This window comes from Sphingomonas sp. Leaf9 (assembly GCF_001421355.1).
Classification (GTDB): domain Bacteria; phylum Pseudomonadota; class Alphaproteobacteria; order Sphingomonadales; family Sphingomonadaceae; genus Sphingomonas.
In genome coordinates this window covers 181673-202957 of record NZ_LMKC01000003.1, presented here as the reverse complement: position 1 = coordinate 202957, position 21285 = coordinate 181673, and the positions used below count along the sequence as shown (strand labels likewise).

23 protein-coding genes are annotated in these 21285 nt (G+C 64.6%); 1 reads left to right on the top strand and 22 read right to left on the bottom strand.

Annotated features, from left to right (window positions below; all coding sequences use genetic code 11):
- Positions 1-5: 5 nt before the first annotated feature.
- The 19 genes from ASE58_RS08865 to ndhC all read right to left on the bottom strand — a co-directional run bounded on the left by ASE58_RS08865 (position 6) and on the right by ndhC (position 18448).
- Entirely contained in the window at positions 6-1646 is a 1641-nt protein-coding gene (locus ASE58_RS08865; RefSeq protein WP_055820112.1) for a ribonuclease J, read from the bottom strand.
- 48 nt (positions 1647-1694) lie between these two features.
- On the bottom strand, positions 1695-2486 hold the full coding sequence (locus ASE58_RS08860; protein WP_055755921.1) for a type III pantothenate kinase: 792 nt from the start codon (positions 2484-2486) through the stop codon (positions 1695-1697).
- 111 nt (positions 2487-2597) lie between these two features.
- The gene (locus ASE58_RS08855; RefSeq protein ID WP_268795858.1) at positions 2598-3329 is read right to left on the bottom strand and encodes a biotin--[acetyl-CoA-carboxylase] ligase; all 732 of its coding nucleotides are present in this window, start codon (positions 3327-3329) and stop codon (positions 2598-2600) included.
- Positions 3296-4741, bottom strand: coding sequence for an NADH-quinone oxidoreductase subunit NuoN (gene nuoN, locus ASE58_RS08850; RefSeq protein ID WP_055820109.1), 1446 nt, complete (start codon positions 4739-4741; stop codon positions 3296-3298). The genes ASE58_RS08855 and nuoN overlap by 34 nt, the downstream gene beginning before the upstream one ends.
- Positions 4741-6306 (bottom strand): NADH-quinone oxidoreductase subunit M, encoded by a 1566-nt coding sequence (locus tag ASE58_RS08845; RefSeq protein WP_055820107.1) that lies wholly within the window; start codon positions 6304-6306, stop codon positions 4741-4743. The genes nuoN and ASE58_RS08845 overlap by 1 nt, the downstream gene beginning before the upstream one ends.
- A 37-nt stretch (positions 6307-6343) precedes the next feature.
- Positions 6344-8437, bottom strand: coding sequence for an NADH-quinone oxidoreductase subunit L (gene nuoL / locus ASE58_RS08840; protein WP_055820104.1), 2094 nt, complete (start codon positions 8435-8437; stop codon positions 6344-6346).
- A 34-nt stretch (positions 8438-8471) separates the two neighbouring features.
- Positions 8472-8777, bottom strand: coding sequence for an NADH-quinone oxidoreductase subunit NuoK (nuoK, locus tag ASE58_RS08835; RefSeq protein ID WP_055755914.1), 306 nt, complete (start codon positions 8775-8777; stop codon positions 8472-8474).
- Positions 8774-9385, bottom strand: coding sequence for an NADH-quinone oxidoreductase subunit J (locus ASE58_RS08830; protein ID WP_055820101.1), 612 nt, complete (start codon positions 9383-9385; stop codon positions 8774-8776). The genes nuoK and ASE58_RS08830 overlap by 4 nt, the downstream gene beginning before the upstream one ends.
- Before the next feature lie 112 nt (positions 9386-9497).
- Positions 9498-9983: an NADH-quinone oxidoreductase subunit NuoI gene (gene nuoI / locus ASE58_RS08825; protein ID WP_055820098.1), complete on the bottom strand. Its 486-nt coding sequence runs from the start codon at positions 9981-9983 to the stop codon at positions 9498-9500.
- The gene (gene nuoH / locus ASE58_RS08820; protein ID WP_055820095.1) at positions 9980-11035 is read right to left on the bottom strand and encodes an NADH-quinone oxidoreductase subunit NuoH; all 1056 of its coding nucleotides are present in this window, start codon (positions 11033-11035) and stop codon (positions 9980-9982) included. Before nuoH ends, nuoI begins: the two co-directional genes overlap by 4 nt.
- Positions 11032-13047 carry an NADH-quinone oxidoreductase subunit NuoG gene (gene nuoG / locus ASE58_RS08815; RefSeq protein ID WP_055820091.1) on the bottom strand — a complete coding sequence of 672 codons (2016 nt, stop codon included), beginning with the start codon at positions 13045-13047 and terminating at the stop codon, positions 11032-11034. Before nuoG ends, nuoH begins: the two co-directional genes overlap by 4 nt.
- Complete coding sequence (gene nuoF, locus ASE58_RS08810; protein WP_055820088.1) at positions 13047-14351, bottom strand: NADH-quinone oxidoreductase subunit NuoF; 1305 nt, start codon at positions 14349-14351, stop codon at positions 13047-13049. The genes nuoG and nuoF overlap by 1 nt, the downstream gene beginning before the upstream one ends.
- 2 nt (positions 14352-14353) lie before the next feature.
- Entirely contained in the window at positions 14354-14524 is a 171-nt protein-coding gene (locus ASE58_RS17895) for a hypothetical protein (protein ID WP_156347677.1), read from the bottom strand.
- The gene (locus ASE58_RS08805; protein ID WP_055755904.1) at positions 14521-15201 is read right to left on the bottom strand and encodes a complex I 24 kDa subunit family protein; all 681 of its coding nucleotides are present in this window, start codon (positions 15199-15201) and stop codon (positions 14521-14523) included. The genes ASE58_RS17895 and ASE58_RS08805 overlap by 4 nt, the downstream gene beginning before the upstream one ends.
- On the bottom strand, positions 15201-15533 hold the full coding sequence (locus ASE58_RS08800; protein ID WP_235511736.1) for a nuclear transport factor 2 family protein: 333 nt from the start codon (positions 15531-15533) through the stop codon (positions 15201-15203). Before ASE58_RS08800 ends, ASE58_RS08805 begins: the two co-directional genes overlap by 1 nt.
- A complete protein-coding gene (locus tag ASE58_RS08795) occupies positions 15530-16753 on the bottom strand; it encodes an NADH-quinone oxidoreductase subunit D (protein WP_055755903.1) in 1224 nt (407 codons plus the stop codon). Before ASE58_RS08795 ends, ASE58_RS08800 begins: the two co-directional genes overlap by 4 nt.
- Entirely contained in the window at positions 16753-17517 is a 765-nt protein-coding gene (locus ASE58_RS08790; protein ID WP_055820085.1) for an NADH-quinone oxidoreductase subunit C, read from the bottom strand. Before ASE58_RS08790 ends, ASE58_RS08795 begins: the two co-directional genes overlap by 1 nt.
- Entirely contained in the window at positions 17514-18083 is a 570-nt protein-coding gene (locus ASE58_RS08785) for a NuoB/complex I 20 kDa subunit family protein (protein ID WP_055755898.1), read from the bottom strand. Before ASE58_RS08785 ends, ASE58_RS08790 begins: the two co-directional genes overlap by 4 nt.
- On the bottom strand, positions 18074-18448 hold the full coding sequence (gene ndhC, locus ASE58_RS08780; RefSeq protein ID WP_055820083.1) for an NADH-quinone oxidoreductase subunit A: 375 nt from the start codon (positions 18446-18448) through the stop codon (positions 18074-18076). Before ndhC ends, ASE58_RS08785 begins: the two co-directional genes overlap by 10 nt.
- 173 nt (positions 18449-18621) lie before the next feature.
- On the opposite strand from ndhC, the gene ASE58_RS08775 reads away from it, so the two are divergent.
- Positions 18622-19089 carry a YbjN domain-containing protein gene (locus tag ASE58_RS08775; protein WP_156347676.1) on the top strand — a complete coding sequence of 156 codons (468 nt, stop codon included), beginning with the start codon at positions 18622-18624 and terminating at the stop codon, positions 19087-19089.
- Positions 19090-19131: 42 nt separating this feature from the next.
- Here ASE58_RS08775 and ASE58_RS08770 read toward each other — a convergent pair whose 3' ends face one another.
- From ASE58_RS08770 to ASE58_RS08760, 3 genes are all read right to left on the bottom strand, one after another.
- Positions 19132-19947, bottom strand: a complete 816-nt coding sequence (locus ASE58_RS08770; protein ID WP_055755889.1) for an inositol monophosphatase family protein — start codon at positions 19945-19947, stop codon at positions 19132-19134.
- A 135-nt stretch (positions 19948-20082) separates the two neighbouring features.
- Positions 20083-20646, bottom strand: a complete 564-nt coding sequence (efp, locus tag ASE58_RS08765) for an elongation factor P (protein WP_055755886.1) — start codon at positions 20644-20646, stop codon at positions 20083-20085.
- Between the two features lie 38 nt (positions 20647-20684).
- Positions 20685-21278 carry a peptidoglycan DD-metalloendopeptidase family protein gene (locus tag ASE58_RS08760; protein ID WP_055820077.1) on the bottom strand — a complete coding sequence of 198 codons (594 nt, stop codon included), beginning with the start codon at positions 21276-21278 and terminating at the stop codon, positions 20685-20687.
- Positions 21279-21285 lie beyond the last annotated feature (7 nt).

The following is a 21285-nucleotide window of genomic DNA, read 5'->3' as shown; positions in this document are numbered from 1 at the left end:
CTGCGTCAGGCCGGGATGATGAGGACGTCGACCACCGGCTTCTTGCCGGTCCAGCGGGTCGCCACGCGGCGCACGGCCAGGCGGATCGCCTCCGGCAGCTTGCCACGCTCGCGGCCCTTCGACGCGACCGCTTCGGCGGCGGCATCCACCGCTTCCTCAAGGAACGGCTCGCGGTCTTCCTCGACCGGCACGCCCTGTACCCGGATCTGCGGATCGCCGATCAGCTGCCCGCGCCGGTCGATCGCGACCGCGACCGACATATGGCCATAGGCGGCCAGCTTGCGCCGTTCGTTGATTGTGGTGCCGTCGGCCGGCAGGATCACGTCACCGTCGAGCGCCAGGCGACCGACCGTGGCATGGCCGACCTTCACCGGATTGCCCGGCGCCAGGCGCACGATGTCGCCATTGGTCTGCACCAGCGTCTGCTTGATCCCCTGCGACAGGGCGAAGCGGGCATGTTCCATCAGGTGGCGCATCTCGCCGTGCACCGGCATCAGCACCTTGGGCCGCAGCCAGCCATAAAGCTTGGCGAGTTCCGGCCGACCCGGATGGCCCGACACGTGGACATGCGCCTGCCGGTCGGTGATCATTTCGATGCCCGCCGCCGCCAGCTGGTTCTGGATGCGGCCGATCGCGACCTCGTTGCCCGGAATCTGCTTCGACGAGAAGATCACGCGATCGCCCGCCTCCAGGCTCAGCTGATGCTCGCGGTTCGCAATGCGGGCAAGCGCCGCGCGCTGCTCGCCCTGCCCGCCGGTCGCGATGATCAGCACCTGCTCGCGCGGCAGGCGCATCGCGGTATCGAAATCGACCGTCTGCGGAAAGCTCTTGAGGTAGCCGGTGGCCTTTGCGACCTTCAGGATGCGGTCGAGCGAGCGGCCCGCCACGCACACCTTGCGGCTCGTATCGCGCGCGACCTCGCCCAGCGTGTGCAGGCGCGCGGCGTTCGACGCGAAGCTGGTGACCATCACCCGCCGCCCCTTGGCCGACGAAATCTGTTCGAACAGCCCCTTGCGCACATCCGCCTCGGACCCGGACGCTTCGGTGTTGAAGACGTTGGTCGAATCGCAGACGAGCGCGAGGATGCCGTCATCGCCGATCGCGGTCAGTTCCGCCGGGGTGGCCGGGGTCGCGACCATCGGGTTCGCATCGAGCTTCCAGTCGCCCGAGTGGAACACGTTGCCATGCGGCGTCGAAATCACGAGCGAGGTCGATTCGGGGATCGAATGCGCCATCGGCACGAACTTCACGCCGAACGGGCCGACATTCACGTTGCCGCCCAGCTGCACGATCTTCAGCTTCACGCGGTCGGCGATGCCTTCCTCGTCCAGCTTGCCGCGGATCAGCCCGGCGGTGAACGGCGTGGCATAGATCGGCACGCCCAGATCGGCGGCGAGATAGGGCAGCGCCCCGATATGATCTTCATGGCCATGGGTGATGACGATGCCGAGCAGCTGGTCGCCGCGTTCCTCGATGAATTGCAGGTCGGGCAGCATCACGTCGATGCCCGGATAGGCCGGGTCGGCAAAGGTCACGCCGCAATCGACCATCAGCCATTTGCCGGCGGTGCCGTAAAGGTTGACGTTCATGCCGATTTCGCCCGATCCGCCGAGCGCGACGAAGAGCAGTTCTTTCTTAGGTGTCACTCAATTTCTTTCAATGCCCGCGCCCATTCGCGGGTTCGGTTTGCTTCGTTAATTTGCTGTAGAGATATGGGTGCGGCGCCACAGCATCGCCAGTCCCGTGATGGTCAGGTCCTGCTCGATCGAATCGAACACCTGCGTATGTTTTTCGAAAAGGATCGCCAGGCCGCCGGTGGCGATCACGCGAACCGGGCGGCCGATTTCCGCCTTCATCCGCGTGACCAGCCCCTCGATCATGGCGATATAGCCCCAATAGATGCCGATGTGCATCTGGTCGGCGGTGTTGCGGCCAATGACGCTGGTCGACAGCGGCGCCTCGATCGCGATCCGGGGCAGCTTCGCCGCCGCGGTCACCAGCGCGTCGAGCGACAGGTTGATGCCCGGCGCGATGATCCCGCCCTTGTACGCGCCCGAATAGTCCACGACGTCGAAGGTCGCGGCGGTGCCGAAATCGACGACGATCAGGTCGCCGGGATGCGCGGCGTGCGCGGCAATCGCGTTCAGCGCGCGGTCGGCACCGACGGCATGCGGCTCCTCGACGTCCAATGCGATGCCGAAGGCCGCCGCGCCGCGTCCCGCGACCAGCGCCTCGACCCCGAAATATTTGATCGCCAGCACTTCCAGATTGTGCAGCGCGCGCGGCACGACCGTGCCGATGATGACCGCGGTCACGACCGACCGGTCACGACCGTCGAGTGCCAGCAACTGGCTGAGCCAGACCGCATATTCATCCGCCGTCCGGCGAGGATCGGTCGCAATACGCCAACGCGCGACGATGCCGTCGTCCCCATCGACCAGTGCAAACACGATATTGGTATTGCCGGCGTCGATCGCTAGCAGCATCGAATTTCCTCGCCATGCCCGGATAGCATGCTCCGCCCTGCGGTATAGCTTGTACCGACCGGCGACAAGCACCGCATGGGATGGCGCCGCTGCGACGTTGCTCGACCATGGTCAGCCAAAGACGTCTCCGGCGTGTACCATCGTCACCGCGCCATCCCGGCCGATCAGCCGCAAGGCACCATCATCGCCCAGCCCGCCAAAGCCACCTTCCCGTTCACCGCCATCGGGCAGGCGGACCCGCAGCGGCGTTCCCCGCGGATGGGCCATGCCTTCCCACGCAACGCGAATGCCGTGGAGGTCACCCCCCCGCCACCGGGCAAGCCCGACGGCGAACCGGTCACGCAGCAGGTCCAGCATTGCCGCCGGCGCGACCGCGACACCATGATCGGCAAGGCTGGTCGTCGCCCGGTCGGGCAGTTGCGGATGGCTTGCGAGATTGACGCCGAAGCCGATGACGACCGCATTCCCTGCTCCCCGCTCCAGCAGGATACCCGACAGCTTGGCGCCATCGATCAACAGGTCGTTGGGCCATTTGATGGTCGCTAGACCGGGCGCAAAGGCCCCAACCGCCTCCGCCAAGGCGACTGCCGCCACCAGCGTCAGCGTCGGTGCGGGGGGACCACCGGGCCGGAGGCGGACGATGGTGCTGGCAAAGAGATTGCCGGCACCGTCCGCCCAACTCCGCCCGATACGGCCCCGCCCCGCAACTTGCCGATCGGCGCGAAGCCAGAGCCCTTCCTCGGCTCCGGCGTCTGCCGCCATCAGCAGGTCGGCGTTGGTCGATCCCGTTTCGGCGGTGACGCGTACGGTCAGAACAGCGCCCGCGCAGCGGTCAGCGACCAAGCGGTCAGCGGGCCGATGAGGAACAGGCTGACCGGCGAAATGACGATCGCCGCGGCGAGCGTCAGGCCACCCTCGACCAATGCCGGCTCGCGACCGAATGCCGGTGCCGGTTCGTCGAAGTACATCGTCTTCACGACGCGCAGGTAATAGAACGCACCGATCGTCGACGCGGCGATACCGATCACCGCCAACGACAGCAGCCCTGCCTGCACCGCCGCCTCGAACACCGCGTACTTGGCCCAGAAGCCGAACAGCGGCGGGATGCCGGCGAGCGAGAACATGAAAATCATCAGCGCAAAGGCCAGTGCCGGGCGCGTCCGCGACAGGCCCGCGAGGCTGGCAACCGTCTCGACCGGCTGGCCATGCTCGTCGCGCATCTGCAGGACGATCAGGAACGAGCCGAGCGTCATGACGACATAGACGGCGAGGTAGAACAACACCCCGGCCACACCCTGCGCTGACCCGGCGGCAAGGCCGATCAGCGCGAAGCCGACATTGTTGATCGACGAATAAGCGAGCAGCCGCTTGATGTTCTTCTGCCCGATCGCGCCGACCGCGCCCAGGATGATCGATGCCAGTGCCGCGAAGATGACGATCTGGCGCCACTCTAGGACCGCCGGGCCCATCGCCTCGACCGCGACGCGGAGCGCCATCGCCATCGCCGCAACCTTTGGCGCCGAGGCGAAGAAGGCCGTTACCGGCGTCGGCGCGCCTTCATACACGTCCGGGGTCCACATGTGGAACGGCACCGCCGCCAGCTTGAAGGCGAGCCCGGCGAACACGAACACCAGCCCGAACAGCAGGCCCATGTTGCGCGGGCCGGCATAGGCCACCGCGATATCGCTGAACAACGTGGTCCCGGCAAAGCCATACACCAGGCTGACGCCATAAAGCAGGATGCCCGACGCCAGCGCGCCCAGCACGAAATACTTCAGGCCCGCTTCGGCCGACCGCGTGTCGCGCCGCATGAAGCTGGCGAGGACATAGGCGGCAAGGCTCTGCAGCTCGAGACCGACATAGAGCAGCAGCAGGTCGGATGCCGACACCATCATGCCCATGCCGCACGCCGACAGTAGGATCAGCACCGGATATTCGGGCTTCAGGTCGTCACCGTTGGTACGCGCGAAAAAGCGCGGCGCGATGATGATCGCGACTGCCGAGGCGAGATAGATCAGCACCTTGGCAAAGGCCGCGAACGCATCGGCACGATACATGCCGTCGAACGCGGTACCCCCCGACGATCCGTTACCGACCAGCGCAACGCCGGCGCCTGCCAGGACGAAGACCGCCGCGATGCTGACGCCACGCGCCGCCGCCTGCTTGCCCCAGGCCGATACCAGCATCAGGACGATCGCCCCGACCGCCAGCACCAGTTCGGGCAGCGTCATCGTAAGTTGTTCGGCGTAGCTCATCAGTGCGATTCCCCGTGCGCCGCAGCCGCACCCGTTTCATGTTCCGCAGCCTTCGCCGCTGCCGCCGCCGGATTGCCCGGTGTCGGCCGTGAGTCCGACCCCGGATTCGCGCGCTCGATCCGTGCGACCAGCAGGCCGACATCCTTGCGCATCGGTGCCATGAAGCTCTCCGGATAGACGCCCATCCACAGTACCACCGCCGCGATCGGCGCCAGCAGCGCCAGTTCGCGTAACGACACGTCCGGCATCGCCTTCACGTCGTCATGCACCAGATCGCCCAGCGCGATGCGACGATAGAGGTACAGCGAATAGGCCGCGCCCAGGATGATGCCGGTCGTGCAGATCAGCGCGGCCCAGGTGGACAGCTGATAGGTGCCGGCCAAGCTCAGGAACTCACCGACGAAGCCCGACGTGCCCGGCAGGCCGATCGATGCCATGGTGAACAGCAGGAAGAACACGGCGTAGCGCGGCATGTTGATCGCCAGACCGCCGTACCGCGAGATTTCCCGCGTGTGCAGCCGGTCATAGATGATGCCGACGCACAGGAAGAGCGCGCCCGACACCAACCCGTGGCTGAGCATCACGATCATCGCGCCTTCGATACCCTGTTGGTTGAAGGCGAACAGGCCGATGGTCACGATCGCCATGTGCGCGACCGAAGAATAGGCGATCAGCTTCTTCATGTCCGACTGCACCAGCGCGACGAGCGAGGTGTAGACGACCGCGACCGCCGACAGGGTCAGGATCAGCCAGGTCAGCTGACCCGACGCCTCCGGAAACATCGGGATCGAGAAACGCAGGAAGCCGTAGCCGCCGAGCTTCAGCAGGACGCCCGCCAGGATGACCGATCCGGCGGTCGGCGCCTGCACGTGCGCGTCGGGCAACCAGGTGTGGACCGGCCACATCGGCATCTTGACCGCGAACGATGCAAAGAACGCCAGCCACAGCCACGTCTGGACATGCGCCGGGAAGTCATAGGCCATCAGCGTCGGGATGTCCGACGTGCCCGCCGTCTGGATCATGTAGATCATCGCGATCAGCATGAGCAGCGAGCCGAGCAGCGTATACAGGAAGAACTTGTACGACGCATAGATACGGTTCGCCCCGCCCCAGATGCCGATGATCAGGTACATCGGGATCAGGCCGGCTTCAAAGAAGACGTAGAACAGCAGCAGGTCCTGCGCCGCGAAGGTGCCGATCATCAGCACTTCGACGGTCAGGAACAGCGCCATATATTCCGGCACGCGGGTCGTGACCGACTTCCACGACGCGCCGATGCAGATCGGCATCAGGAAGACGCTGAGCATGATGAGCATCAGCGCGAAGCCGTCGATGCCGAGCGCGTAGCGGAACACGCCGAAGTCGCCCAGCGCGGGCGCCTCGACGAACTGCCACTGGGCACCGCCGATGTCGTAATTCGCCCAGAGCAGCACGCCCAGCGCGAGATTGACCAGCGTGGCGATCAGCGCCGTCCAGCGCGCTCCATTCGCCGATACGAACAGGCACAGCATCGCTGCGACCGCCGGTACCAGCAGCATCACCGACAGGATCGGGAAGCCGTTCACGAGTTATTCCCCCGAACCAATTGCTTGAAACCGCGCATCACGACGCGATCGCCCAGGTAACCGCCGCCGTTAGGCCGATCAGCATGACGAAGGCATAGGTGTAGAGATAGCCGGTCTGCATCCGCACCGCGAGGCGGCTCGACAGGTTGACCAGTGTCGCCGACCCGTCCGGGCCAAAGCGATTGATCGTCTGTTCGTCGCCACGCTTCCAGAAGAAGCGGCCGAGCGCGAACGCCGGGCGGACGAAGAGCAGGTGATACAGCTCGTCGAAATACCACTTCTTGAGCAGGAAGCGATGCAGCACGCGGAAGGTATCCGCTATCCCCGCCGCCGTCCCCGGACGAATGATATAGACGTAGAGCGCACTCACCAGACCGACCAGCATGACGATGGTCGCGGCCAGCTTCACCAGCAACGGCACCCCGTGCATCGCGTGCATCAGATGTTCGTTGAAGAACAGGCTGCCCTTCCAGAACGTCTCGCCCGATTCCGGCTCGATGAACCAGTGGTGGAAGACATAGCCGGCTGCCACCGCACCGATCGTCAGGACGATCAGCGGGATCAGCATCACGATCGGGCTTTCATGCGGATGATAGCCCGCCGTGCCCTCCACCACATCGCTGGCATGCGCATCGTGCGCCGACGGGGCATGGCCCGCGTCTTCCGCTGCCGGATGCGCGTCGTGATCGTGGTGCGCGTGATCGTCGTGGCCGTGATGGCCGTGCGCGTCATGCACCGCGTGCTGAATATGCTCCGACCCGGCCCAACGCGGCTTGCCGAAGAAGGTCAGGAACATCAGCCGCCACGAGTAGAAGCTGGTCAGCAGTGCGGCGAAGGTACCGACATAAAAGGCACCATAACCGTTCGGACCCGATGCCCATGCCGCTTCGAGGATTGCATCCTTCGAGTGATAGCCGGCAAAGCCACCCACGCCGTAGATACCGACACCGGTGATCGCGAGCGTACCCGCCATCATCGCCCAAAAGGTCAACGGAATATGCTTCCGCAGGCCACCATAGAACCGCATGTCTTGTTCATGGTGCATCGCGTGGATGACCGAACCGGCGCCCAGGAACAGCAGCGCCTTGAAGAAGGCGTGGGTGAACAGGTGGAACATCGCCGCGCCATAGGCACCGACCCCTGCCGCAAAGAACATGTAGCCGAGCTGCGAACAGGTCGAATAAGCGATGACGCGCTTGATGTCGGTCTGCACCAGACCGATCGTCGCTGCGAACAGGCAGGTTGCGGCGCCGACGGCGGTCACGACGGCCAGCGCGGTCGGCGACGTTTCGAACATCGGCGACAGGCGGCACACCATGAAGACGCCCGCGGTGACCATCGTCGCCGCGTGGATCAGCGCCGACACCGGGGTCGGGCCTTCCATTGCGTCCGGCAACCAGGTGTGGAGGCCGAGCTGCGCCGACTTGCCCATCGCGCCGACGAACAGCAGTAGACATAGGACTGTCATCGTGTCGGCACGGAACCACAGGAAGCCGATCGTCGAACCGGCCATCGACGGCGCTGCCTGCAGGATCTCCGGGATCGAGATGGTGCCGAACACCAGATAGGTGCCGAAGATGCCGAGCATGAAGCCAAGGTCGCCGACGCGGTTGACGACGAACGCCTTGATCGCGGCGGCATTGGCCGAAGGCTTGCGGAACCAGAAGCCGATCAGCAGGTACGACGCCAGACCGACGCCTTCCCAGCCGAAGAACATCTGCACCAGGTTGTTCGCGGTCACGAGCATCAGCATCGCGAAGGTGAACAGCGACAGATAGGCAAAGAAGCGCGGCTGATCGGGGTCCTCGCTCATATAGCCCCAGCTATAGAGATGGACGAGCGCCGAGACGCTGGTGATGACGACCAGCATGACCGCCGTCAGCGCATCGACCCGCAATTCCCATGCGATGTCCATGCCGCCCGACACGATCCAGGTCGACACCGGCGCGACATTCGCCTGCGCCGTACCGGTCAGGAACGGAATGAAGATCGACCAAGACAGCCCAGCCGCCGCCAGCAGCCCGGCGGTCGTGATGATCTTTGGCACCGTGATGCCGAACGCGCGGTTCGACAGCCCCGCGACGATCGACGCCAGCAGCGGCAGGAACACGACGATATGGATGGCGCTCACGAAAGCACCCCCGAAACCCGAAAAGCCACCGGCATCACCCCTTCATCCGGTTGACGTCGTCGACCGCGATGGAACCGCGACCACGGAAATAGATGACCATGATGGCCAGCCCGATCGCGCTCTCGCCCGCGGCGACCGCCAGGACGAACATCGCGAAAATCTGTCCGACCAGATCGCCCAGCTGCGCCGAGAAGGCGACGAAATTGATGTTCACCGCCAGCAGGATCAGTTCGATCGACATCAGGATGACGATCAGGTTCTTCCGGTTGAGGAAGATGCCCAGCACGCCGAGCGTGAACAGGATCGCCGCGACGACCAGATAATGGGTAAGACCGATCACAGCTCGACCCCCTGCCCGATGGGCTGATTGACGTTACGGATCGCATCCTTGGCGCGACGGTTGATCTGGCGATTGATGTTCTGCGCCTTCGCATCCGCCCGCTTGCGCTGGGTCAGCACGATCGCACCGATCATTGCGACCAGCAGCACCAGCCCGACGCCTTCGAAGACATACAGATAGCGCGTGTAGAGCAGCCGCCCGATCGCCTCGATGTTCGGCACCGCCGCGTCCGTCGGAGCAATCCGCTTGGCAAGATCGATCCGTGCCGCCGTCCAGGCATAGGCCCCGACGACCAGCTCGACCGCGAGCAGCACCGCCAGCGCCAGGCCGGCGGGCAGATAGCGGACGAACCCGGCACGCAGTTCGGTGAAGTCGATGTCGAGCATCATGACCACGAACAGGAACAGCACCGCGACCGCACCGACATACACGATGACCAGCAGCATCGCGATGAATTCGGCACCGCACAGGACCATTAGGCCGGCCGCGTTGAAGAAGGCGAGGATCAGCCACAGCACCGAATGGACCGGGTTGCGCGACGTGATCGTCAGCGCGGCCGATGCCACCACGATCGTGGCGAACAGATAGAAGGCGAGTGTCTGGATCACGAGCGCTGCTCTTCCCCCTGCCCGCCCCGCGCGGATGTGCGGGACGAAAAGCTAATCGAATTGCCGGCGAAGCGGAGCACCAGGCCCCCGCCGGTACGGAACATGCGCGCCATTACCGGTAGGCCGCGTCGCTCGCAAGGTTCGCGGCAATGGCGCGTTCCCAGCGGTCACCGTTCGCGAGCAGCTTGTCCTTGTGATAGATCAGCTCTTCGCGGGTTTCGGTGGCGAATTCGAAATTCGGCCCCTCGACGATCGCATCGACCGGGCATGCTTCCTGGCACAGACCACAATAGATGCACTTGGTCATGTCGATGTCGTAGCGCGTCGTGCGGCGGCTGCCGTCCTCGCGTGGTTCGGCCTCGATCGTGATCGCCAGCGCCGGGCACACCGCCTCGCACAGCTTGCACGCGATGCAGCGCTCTTCCCCATTGGGATAACGGCGCAGCGCATGTTCGCCGCGGAAACGCGGGCTCAGCGGGTTCTTCTCATACGGGTAGTTGATCGTCGCCTTGGGCTTGAAGAAGTACCGCAGCGTCAACGCATGGGCCTTCACGAACTCCCACAGGGTGAACGATCGGATGGTCTGGGCGATACTCATGCGGGCAGTCCTACGCGCTGGATCATCAGATAACCGGAGATCAGGAAGACGAAGATCAGCGACAGCGGGAGGAAAATCTTCCAGCCCAGCCGCATCAGCTGGTCATAGCGATACCGGGGCACCGTCGCCTTGATCCAGCTGAACACGAAGAAGAAGAAGAACGTCTTCGCGAGGAACCAGATGATCCCCGGCACGAAGTACAGCGGCGCCCAGTCGACCGGCGGCAGCCACCCACCCCAGAACAGTAGCGCATTGAGCGCGCACATCAGGATGACGTTGGCATATTCACCGAGCCAGAACAGCGCGAAGGCCATCGACGAATATTCGGTCTGATAGCCCGCGACCAGTTCCGATTCCGCTTCGGTCAAGTCGAACGGCGCACGCGCGGTTTCGGCGAGCGACGAGATCAGGAACACCACCGCCATCGGGAACAACAGCGGGTTGAAGCCGAAGCCGTTGATGAAGCCGAAGATGTGCGCGCGCTGTTCCAGCACGATCGTCGTCAGGTTGAACGACCCCGCCCACAGCACGACCGAGATCAGGACGAACCCGATCGCAACTTCGTAGGACACCATCTGCGCGGCGGCACGCAGTGCCGAATAGAACGGATATTTCGAGTTCGACGCCCAGCCCGAAATGATGACACCGTACACGCCCAGCGACGATGCCGCGAGAATGTAGAGCAGGCCGACATTGATGTCCGCCACCACCACGCCGACATCGAACGGAATGACCGCCCAGACGATCAGCGCGACGGTAAAGGTGATGATCGGCGCCAGCAGGAACAGGCCGCGATTGGCCGAGGACGGCACGATCGTTTCCTGCAGGAACACCTTCAGACCGTCGGCGAACGACTGCAACAGGCCCAGCGGGCCGACGACGTTCGGCCCCCGGCGCAGCGCCATCGCCGCCCAGATCTTGCGATCAGCATAGATGATCATCGCAACCGCCAGCATCAGCGGCAGCGCAATGACCAGAATGCCGATCAGCGTCGCGACGGTCCATGCCCAGCCATAGGGCAGACCGACGGTAGTTTCGAAGAACGAGGTCACTCGGCGGCCTCCGCGAAATCCTGGCCATGGACAAGTTCGGCCGAACAACGCTGCATCGTCGGGCTGGCCCGGCAGATCGCGTTGGTCAGGTAGAAGTCGGCGACCGGGTAGGTCACCTTGCCCTCGCCCTTAGCGTCGAGCGCGGGCGGGTTCCAGTCGTAACGTACCAGACCTTCCTCGCCCAACGCCGGCACCGCCGCCGTCATCGCGCGGCGGACGCCGGCAAAATCGTCGAACGGCAGCGTCACGCCCAGCACTTCGCCCAGCGCACGGAAGATCGTCCAATCCTCACGCGCGTCGCCGGGCGGGAACACGGCGCGATCGCCACGCTGCACGCGCCCTTCGAGGTTGACATAGGTGCCGGCCTTTTCGGCATAGCTCGCGCCCGGCAGGACGATATCGGCTGCCGCCGCGCCCTTGTCGCCATGATGGCCGACATAGACCTTGGTGGCGCCGGCGAACTGGCTGAAATTAACCTCGTCCGCGCCTAGGAAGAACACGATCTGTGGGTTCGCCGCGACGATATCGGCAATGCCGCCCGCCTGCGCATAGCCCAGCATCAGCGCACCCATCCGGGCTGCGGCGGTGTGGACCACGTTGAAGCCGTTCCAGCTCGTGCCGTCTTCCAGCGTGCGGACCAGATTGCCATCGCGCGCCAGCTTCAGCGCCGCGCCATGGCCGGCCTTCAGCGCGCCTGGCCCGACGATCACCGCCGGACGCTTGGCCGCATCCAGCGCTTCGGCGGCACGATCGCTCAGCCCGTTCAGCAGGCCCAGATCGTCGCCCAGCCATTCGACCTTGTAGGTCAGGTCGGTTTCCGGCCCGATGGCGAAGACGCGCGCGCCCTTCTTGATCGCCTTGCGGACGCGGGTGTTGATGAGCGGCGCTTCGTGACGCAGGTCGCTGCCGACCAGCAGGATCGCGTCGGCGTCCTCGATCCCCGCGATGGTCGTGTTGAATGCGACCGCGCCGAGATTGGTGACGTCATAGGCCATGCCCGTCTGCCGCCCTTCAAGCAGCGACGAACCAAGCGCATTCACCAGCGCCTTGGCCGCGAACATCGTCTCGCAATCGAGCAGGTCGCCCGCGATTGCCGCGACCGACGAACCGGCGTTGACGGCGGCGATCGCCGCGAAGGCTTCGTCCCACTCGGCTGCGACCAGCTTGCCGTCCTTGCGGACGAACGGCTTGTCGAGGCGACGACGGACCAGACCATCGACCGCGTGGCGCGTCTTGTCGTGCGCCCATTCCTCGTTCACGTCTTCGTTGATACGCGGCACGCAGCGCAGCACCTGCCGCCCGCGGCTGTCGAGGCGGATGTTGGTGCCGACCGCGTCCATCACGTCGATGGCGAGCGTCTTCTTCAGCTCCCACGGGCGTGCTTCGAACGCATAGGGCTTCGACGTCAGCGCACCGACCGGGCACAGGTCCACGACATTGCCCGACAGTTCGCTGGTCACGGCCTGTTCTAGGTACGACGTGATCTGCATGTTCTCGCCGCGGTAGATCGCACCGATTTCCTCCACGCCCGCAACTTCTTCCGCAAAACGTATGCAGCGCGTGCACTGGATGCAGCGGGTCATGACCGTCTTGACGATCGGACCCATATACTTCTCGGTGACCGCGCGCTTGTTCTCGTCATAGCGCGACTGGCCGCGACCATAGGCCACCGACTGGTCCTGCAGGTCGCACTCGCCGCCCTGATCGCAGATCGGGCAGTCGAGCGGGTGGTTGATCAGCAGGAACTCCATCACGCCTTCGCGCGCGGCCTTCACCATCGCGCTGTCGGTGCGGATTTCCTGATTGTCGGCGGCGGGCAGCGCACACGATGCCTGCGGCTTGGGCGGCCCCGGCTTCACCTCGACCAGACACATCCGGCAATTGCCGGCGATCGACAGCCGTTCGTGATAGCAGAAGCGCGGGATTTCCTTGCCCGCGGCTTCGCATGCCTGGAGGACGGTGGCACCCTGCGGCACCTCGACCTCGATCCCATCGACTTTGACCTTGGGCATTATTCGGCCGCTTCCATCATGGGCGACGCGCCGCCGCCACGCTTTTCATTGATCCGCCGCTCGAGTTCGGGGCGGAAGTTCTTGATGAGGCCCTGGATCGGCCACGCCGCAGCGTCGCCCAGCGCGCAGATGGTGTGGCCTTCGACCTGCTTGGTCACCTGCTGCAACGTGTCGATTTCCGACAGGTCGGCATCGCCGGTGCGCAGCCGCTCCATCACCCGCCACATCCAGCCGGTGCCTTCGCGGCACGGCGTGCACTGACCGCAACTTTCATGCTTGTAGAAATACGACAGGCGGCTGATCGCGCGGACGACGTCGGTCGACTTGTCCATGACGATGACAGCGGCGGTACCGAGGCCCGATCCGACTGCCTTCAGCCCGTCGAAGTCCATCGGCGCGTCGATAATGTGCTCAGCCTTCACCAGCGGCACCGACGATCCGCCGGGGATGACGCACAGCAGGTTGTCCCAGCCGCCGCGAATGCCGCCGCAATGCTTTTCGATCAGCTCGCGGAACGGGATGCTCATCGCTTCCTCGACCACGCAGGGACGGCTTACGTGCCCGCTGATCTGGAAGAGCTTGGTGCCCTTGTTGTTCTCCGCGCCGAAGCTGGCGAACCATTCCGGGCTGCGGCGCAGGATCGTCGGCACGACCGCGATCGATTCGACGTTGTTGACCGTCGTCGGGCAGCCATAGAGGCCGGCCCCTGCCGGGAACGGCGGCTTCAGGCGCGGCTGTCCCTTCTTGCCTTCAAGGCTTTCGAGCATCGCGGTTTCTTCGCCGCAGATATACGCGCCGGCACCCCGATGCGCGAACACGTCGAAGTCATAGCCCGACCCGCAGGCGTTCTTGCCCAGCAGCCCCTTTGCATAGGCTTCGGCGATCGCCGCGAACAGCGTCTCCGCCTCGCGGATATATTCGCCGCGAATATAGATATACGCCGCCCGCGCGCGCATCGCGAAGCCTGCGACCAGCGCGCCTTCGATCAGCTTGTGCGGATCGTGGCGGATAATCTCGCGGTCTTTGCACGAACCGGGCTCGGATTCATCGGCATTGATGACCAGGAAGTTCGGCCGGTCGGGCTTGGGCGCCTTCGGCATGAACGACCATTTGGTGCCGGTCGGGAACCCTGCCCCGCCGCGCCCGCGCAGGCCCGACGCCTTGATCCGATCGATGATCGTATCCGGCCCCAGCTGCAACAGCGCCTTGGTATTGTCCCAGTCGCCGCGCATCACGGCCGCGTCGAGGTTCCACGGCTGGAACCCGTACACGTTGGTGAAGATGCGATCCTTGTCGGCCAGCATCCTTATCGTCCCTTCCCGATCGCCTTTTCGGCGATGAAATATACGGCAACCATCGCCGCGATCCCGATCAGCACGCCGACGAGCTTCAGCGCGCCGATGAACAGCTTCAGCGCGACGATTATCACGACGATGCCGACGATGACCGCCAGCAGCAGGCTGCCCAAGCCCCTCACGAAGCGTTGCCCCATTCCGGGCGATAGTCGTGATTTTCGGTCATCATCGCGGCGAGGTTTGTCGGTTCGCCGACCGGCTCGACCGTGTGACGTCCCGGTTCCTGCGTGCCGGGCTTGGGCACTTCGCCCTTGCCCAGCGCCTCGAGGATCACGGTCATGCGATCATAATCCAGATCTTCGTAATTATCGTCGTTGATCTGGACCATCGGTGCCGAGGCGCAATTGCCCATGCACTCGACCTCGGTCAGCGTGAACAGGCCGTCAGGCGTGGTCTTGCCCTTCATCAGCCCGCGGTTCTTGCACGCCGCAAATACGTCGTCCGACCCGCGCAGCATGCACGGCGTCGTGCCGCAAACCTGCACATGGTACCGGCCGACCGGTGCGAGGTTGAACATCGTGTAGAAGGTCGCGACCTCGTACACCCGCATATAGGCCATGCCCAGTTCGCGGGCGATGAATTCTATCACCGGGACCGGCAGCCAGCCCTGGGTATGCGTTTCCGCGCCAACCTGACGCTGGGCCAGGTCGAGGAACGGAATCGTGCACGACTGCTGCCGACCTTCGGGATAGCGTGCGACGATCTCGCGCGCCTTTTCGGCGTTGGCCGGCGTCCAGGCGAAATTGCCCCAGCGCGCGCGGACCTCGGCTTCGTCGGGGATGTTGGGGGCGTCGGCCATCAGCGAATGAACTCCACGCGGCTGACCTTGTCGCCGCTGAACGAATAGACGGTCATCACGTCGAACGGTGCGGCATCGGCCGAGCGGCGGACGCGCTCGTGCAGCACGACGCGCTCGCCCAGTTCGAACGATTGCAGCACCTCGGCATGATTCTGCGGAAATTCGGCGAAGACCGCCGCCATGCCGCTTTCCACGCCCGCCCGCCCGTCGCGCACCACGTCGCCGCGATACTGCGCCTCGCAGCCATCGTCGGCGAAGAACGCGGCATAGCCCGCCGCGTCGCGCGCGTTGTAGCGCTCCATCATCGCCGTCACGGTGTCGAGACGGCTCACCGGTCACACTCCCCGAACACGATGTCCATCGCGCCCAGAATGGCGGTGATGTCGGCGAGCATGTGGCCCTTCGACATGAAGTCCATCGCCTGGAGGTGGCTGAACGCGGTCGGGCGGATCTTCACGCGGTACGGCTTGTTGCTGCCGTCCGACACCATGTAGATGCCGAACTCGCCCTTCGGGCTCTCGGTCGCCACATAGACTTCGCCGGCGGGCACGTGGAAGCCTTCGGTATACAGCTTGAAGTGATGGATCAGCGCTTCCATCGACTGCTTCATCTCACCGCGCTTGGGCGGCACGACCTTGCGATCCGACGACGCGATCGGGCCTTCGGGCATTTGCGCCAGGCACTGCTTCATGATGCGCGCCGACTGCCACACTTCCTCGACGCGGACCATGAACCGGTCATAGCAGTCGCCACGCGTGCCGACCGGCACGTCGAACTCGACCCGGTCATACGCGTCGTACGGCTGCGCCTTGCGGATGTCCCACGGGATGCCCGCGCCGCGGATCATCGGACCCGAGAAGCCCCAGCGCACCGCGTCCTCACGGCTGACGATCGCGATATCGACGTTGCGCTGCTTGAAGATGCGGTTTTCCGCGACCAGGCTGATCGCATCGCCGAACAGGCGCGGCAGGCGCGTGTCGAGCCATTCGGCAATGTCGGTCAGCAGCTTCAGCGGCACATCCTGATGGACGCCGCCGGGACGCAGATAGTTATGGTGCATCCGTGCGCCCGACATGCGCTCGAAAAAGCCCATGCAGTCTTCGCGGACTTCGAACATCCACAGGTTCGGCGTCATCGCGCCGACGTCCATCACATGGCTGCCCAGGTTCAGCATGTGATTGCAGATGCGGGTCAGCTCCGCGAAGAACACCCGCAGATACTGCGCGCGCAGCGGCACTTCGATGTCGAGCAGCTTTTCGACCGCCAGCACATAGCTGTGCTCCATGCACAGCGGCGAGCAATAGTCGAGGCGATCCATATAGGGGAGCGCCTGCTGATAGGTCTTGTACTCGATCAGCTTTTCGGTGCCGCGGTGGAGCAGGCCGACATGGGGGTCGATCCGCTCGATAATCTCGCCGTCCAGTTCGGTGACGAGACGCAACACGCCGTGCGCCGCAGGGTGCTGCGGGCCGAAGTTGATCGTGTAGTTCTGGATCTCGACATCGCCGGGCGTCGGGTTGGCGGCGTCGATCTGATGGTCGTAATCGGCCATTACTTCTTCTCCAACGGCGGCTTGCCCGCGTCGGGCGAGGGCACGTCGGCATGGACCGGCTTCGAGTCGGGCTGGTTGCCCGGATGCGGCTTGCCCGCTCCGGTCTGCGCCGGACCCTCGGAGGTCTTTGGCTTGTCGACCTGCGGCGTCGCGGCCTTCTCGTCGCCCGGCAGCACGTACTCGGCGCCTTCCCACGGGCTCATGAAGTCGAACGTGCGGAAATCCTGCGCCAGCTTCACCGGCTCATAGACCACGCGCTTGGCCTCTTCCGAATAGCGCATCTCGACATAGCCGGTCAGCGGGAAGTCCTTGCGCAGCGGGTGACCGCGGAAGCCGTAATCGGTCAGGATACGACGCAAATCGGCATTGCCGGTGAAAAGCACGCCGTACATGTCGTACACTTCGCGCTCAAGCCAGCCGGCATTGTACCAGATGCCCGTGACCGACGGCACCGGCCGTTCCTCATCGGTCGTCACGCGGACGCGGATGCGGTGGTTCCGCGTCATCGACAGCAGGTGATACACGACGTCGAACCGCTCAGCGCGCTCCGGGTAGTCGACGCCGGCGATCTCGGCCAGCATTTCATACTTCAGGCCCGGCGTGTCGCGCAGCGTCTCCATCGCGATGACCAGACGGTCGCGGTCGACGGTGAGCGATACTTCGCCTACCAGATCCTGCGCATGGAGCAGCATGTCGCCGAGCGCGGCGGTCGCCGCGTCGATGATGCCGTCATTGGTGGCGTAGCGGGGGGCGGGTGCCTTCACCGTTCGATGCTCCCCGAACGACGGATCTTCCGCTGCAGCTGCATGACGCCGTACAGCAGCGCCTCGGCGGTCGGCGGGCAACCAGGGACATAGATGTCGACCGGCACCACGCGGTCGCAACCGCGCACGACGCTATAGCTATAATGGTAATAGCCGCCGCCATTGGCGCAGCTGCCCATCGAGATGACGTATTTCGGTTCCGACATCTGGTCGTACACGCGACGCAGCGCCGGGGCCATCTTGTTGCAAAGCGTACCGGCAACGATCATCACGTCCGACTGACGCGGAGACGCGCGCGGCGCGGCACCGAACCGCTCCATGTCATAGCGCGGCATGTTGACGTGGATCATCTCCACCGCGCAGCAGGCGAGCCCGAAGGTCATCCACCACAGCGACCCGGTGCGCGCCCACTGGAACAGATCCTCGGTCGAGGTGACTAGAAAGCCCTTGTCGGTCAGTTCGCCGTTCAGGTCGTTGAAGAAACCCTGATCGGGTGCCTGTACCGGGACACCGGCGGCGTTACCCGCGCCGAAGCCGTGCGGCGGCGTGGTCAGTTCTACTCCCATTCGAGAGCTCCCATCTTCCAAGCATATACGAGGCCGAGCGCCAGTTCGCCGATGAACACCATCATCGAAATCCACGCGGTCCAGCCGAGGTCGAACACCGTCACCGCCCAGGGGTACAGGAACGCCGCTTCGAGATCGAAGAGGATGAACAGGATGGCGACCAGATAAAAGCGGACGTCATACTGGCTGCGCGAATCCTCGAACGCGGGGAAACCGCATTCGTACTCGGTCAGCTTTTCCGGCGTCGGCTTATGGGCGCCGGTGAAACGCGATGCCACCATGGGCAACACGACGAAGGCCGTCGACAGCACCAGGGCAATGCCCAGGAACATCAGGATCGGCAGATATTGCGACAGGTCGACCAAGGTGGGGTCTCTCGCGGTTGCGGTATGAATGGTGCCGGCTTTAGGACGATGGCGTTGGGGCATCAAGGGCGGAACAGGATGAGAATCACTCGCAATTCATCCTGTTGCCATACCGACGTGCCGTATCGTCACACGTCCGCAACCATGGCGGGCTGAAAAGAGGAGAACGCGAAGTGAGCCCATGGGTAAAGCTGGCCATTGGGGCAGCCGCCGCGAGCGCCGCGCTGCCTGCCGCTGCGCAGACGGTACAAGCCACCAGGCCGGAAACGGTCATGACGGCGCCGCGCGATGCGGGGTATCGCGCGATGCTGTCCAAGGACAATGTGGGCGACCCGATCATCAAGAGCGGCGCGGCAGGGGTCGATTTCTCGGTCCTGTTCTACAACTGCACCGAGCACAAGGATTGCAAGACGGTCCAGTTCTACGCCGGGTTCGTCAAGAAGGGCGTGACCGTCGACACGATGAACAAGTGGAACGCGGAACACCGGTTCGCGCGCGTCTATCTCGACGATGATAAGGACCCGCGAATCGAGATGGATGTCGACCTCGACAGCGGCGGGATGTCGCCCGGGTTGTTCAAGGCAAACATCGCCACGTGGGAATCGCTGCTTGGCGAATTCCAGAAGGCGATCGATTTCTAACGGGCATTGCGGGTGGCGGCACGGCGCCGCCACCCCGCCGGATCAGCGCAGCGCGCCCGCGACCAGCTTGTGCAGGCGGGTTTGCATCTGTTCGTTGCTGGCCAGCACCTCACCCTTTTCATAGGCGCGGTCGGCACCGCGATAGTCGGTGACGAAGCCGCCCGCTTCCTTCACCAACAGCATGCCGGCGGCGATATCCCACTTCTTCAGGCCCGATTCCCAGAACCCGTCGAACCGGCCCGCCGCGACATAGGCGAGGTCGAGCGCCGCCGAACCGAAGCGACGGATGCCGGCGACTTCCGGGGCGACCGCGCCGAAGATGCGGGTCCATTCGGCGAAATTGCCATGGCCGAGGAACGGGATGCCAGTCGCGATCAGTGCTTCCGACAGGTCGCGGCGCGACGATACGCGCAGCCGCTGTCCCTGCAACCACGCGCCCCGGCCCTTTTCCGCCCAGAAGCCTTCGTCGGTGATCGGATTATAGACCATCGCCGTCGTGATTTCGGGACGGCCGCCGACGCCGTTCGGCTCCTCGACCGCGACCGAGATCGCGAAATGCGGGATGCCGTGCAGGAAGTTGGTGGTGCCATCCAGCGGATCGACGATCCAGCGCGGCTTGGTCGGATCACCGGCGATCTCGCCGCCTTCCTCCAGCAGCATGCCCCAGTCGGGACGCGCCTTGCGCAGTTCCTCGACCAGCGTTTCCTCGGCGCGCTTGTCGGCCATCGACACGAAGTCCGCCGGCCCCTTGCGGCTGACCTGGAGATGCTGAACCTCGCCGAAGTCGCGGCGCAGGCGCGGGCCGGTCTTGCGGACGGCGCGTTCGAGGACGGTGATGAGGCCGGACTGGGCGGACATTGTTCTGATTCCTGTTGGTTCTTTTATTTGGCAGCGCCGCGGGCGAAGCCCGCGTCGTCGGTCGCGCGTTCCGCGCGCCGGCCGGGCTTGCGGTCAGGGCAAATAGCGCTCGCTATTTGCTCCGACCGCTGCGCCTCAATCCGCCCGCCTTACATACGTCTGCTCATACACGTCCACAACGATGCGCGTCCCAGCGGCGATATGCGGCGGGACCATCACGCGGACGCCGTTGTCGAGCACGGCGGGCTTGTAGGACGACGATGCCGTCTGGCCCTTCACCACGGCGTCGGCCTCGACGATCGTCGCTTCGATCGTGTCGGGCAGCTGGACGCTGATCGCTTCCTCGTCGTACATTTCCATGACGACATCCATGCCGTCCTGCAGGAACGCGGCGGCGTCGCCCAGCAGGTCGCGGGGCAGCGTCACCTGATCGTACGTGATCTTGTCCATGAACACGAGCGTGTCGCCTTCTGGATACAGGAACTGGAAGTCCTTGGTATCGAGGCGGATGCGCTCGACGCTCTCGGCGGAGCGGAAGCGGACGTTGTTCTTGCGGCCGTCACGAAGATTCTTCAGCTCGACCTGCATATAGGCGCCGCCCTTGCCCGGCTGCGTATGCTGGATCTTCACCGCGCGCCAGATGCCGCCTTCATATTCAATGATGTTGCCGGGGCGAATGTCGACGCCGCTGATCTTCATGACGAACCATACCTGTTGGAAAGAGCGAAGCTGCGCCCTTACCGCTCCGCCCGTCCGCGGGCAAGCAGCGGATAGGGGTTGATCGCCCGGCCCCGATACCATGGCTCCCCCGGTTCGACCCGCTCGATCCCGAAGTGCAGGTGGAAATTGCCCGCCCCGGCATTGCCGCTGTCGCCGACCGCGCCGATCGGATCGCCGGCCCGCACCATCCCGCCCTCGTGCAAGGTCGGGGCATAGGCGGCGAGATGGGCGTAGTAATAGCTGAGCCGCCGGTCAGGCGAGCGGACATAGGCGGTCACCCCGCCCCCGCCATTGCTGTAATACAGCTTCTCGACCGTGCCCGACGCCGCGGCGACGACCGGGGCACCGGCGGGGGCCATGATGTCGACCCCGGTATGATGCCGCTCCCCCCCGGCGCGCGCCTCCCCGAAACTGTCGCGGATGCCAGGCCAGCCGACGCCGCGCACCGGCAGCACCAGCTGTCCCGATGGCGGCGGCGCGGCAAGCCCGATCGGCGCATCGGCAAAGGCCCGGATCGGCGGCGCGGACGTGCCCCCGAAATCGACCAGCAGCGCCACCAGGCCGCCGACCAGTACGAAGATGCCGAGGAATGCCCAGCCGATCCGGTTCACCCCGTCC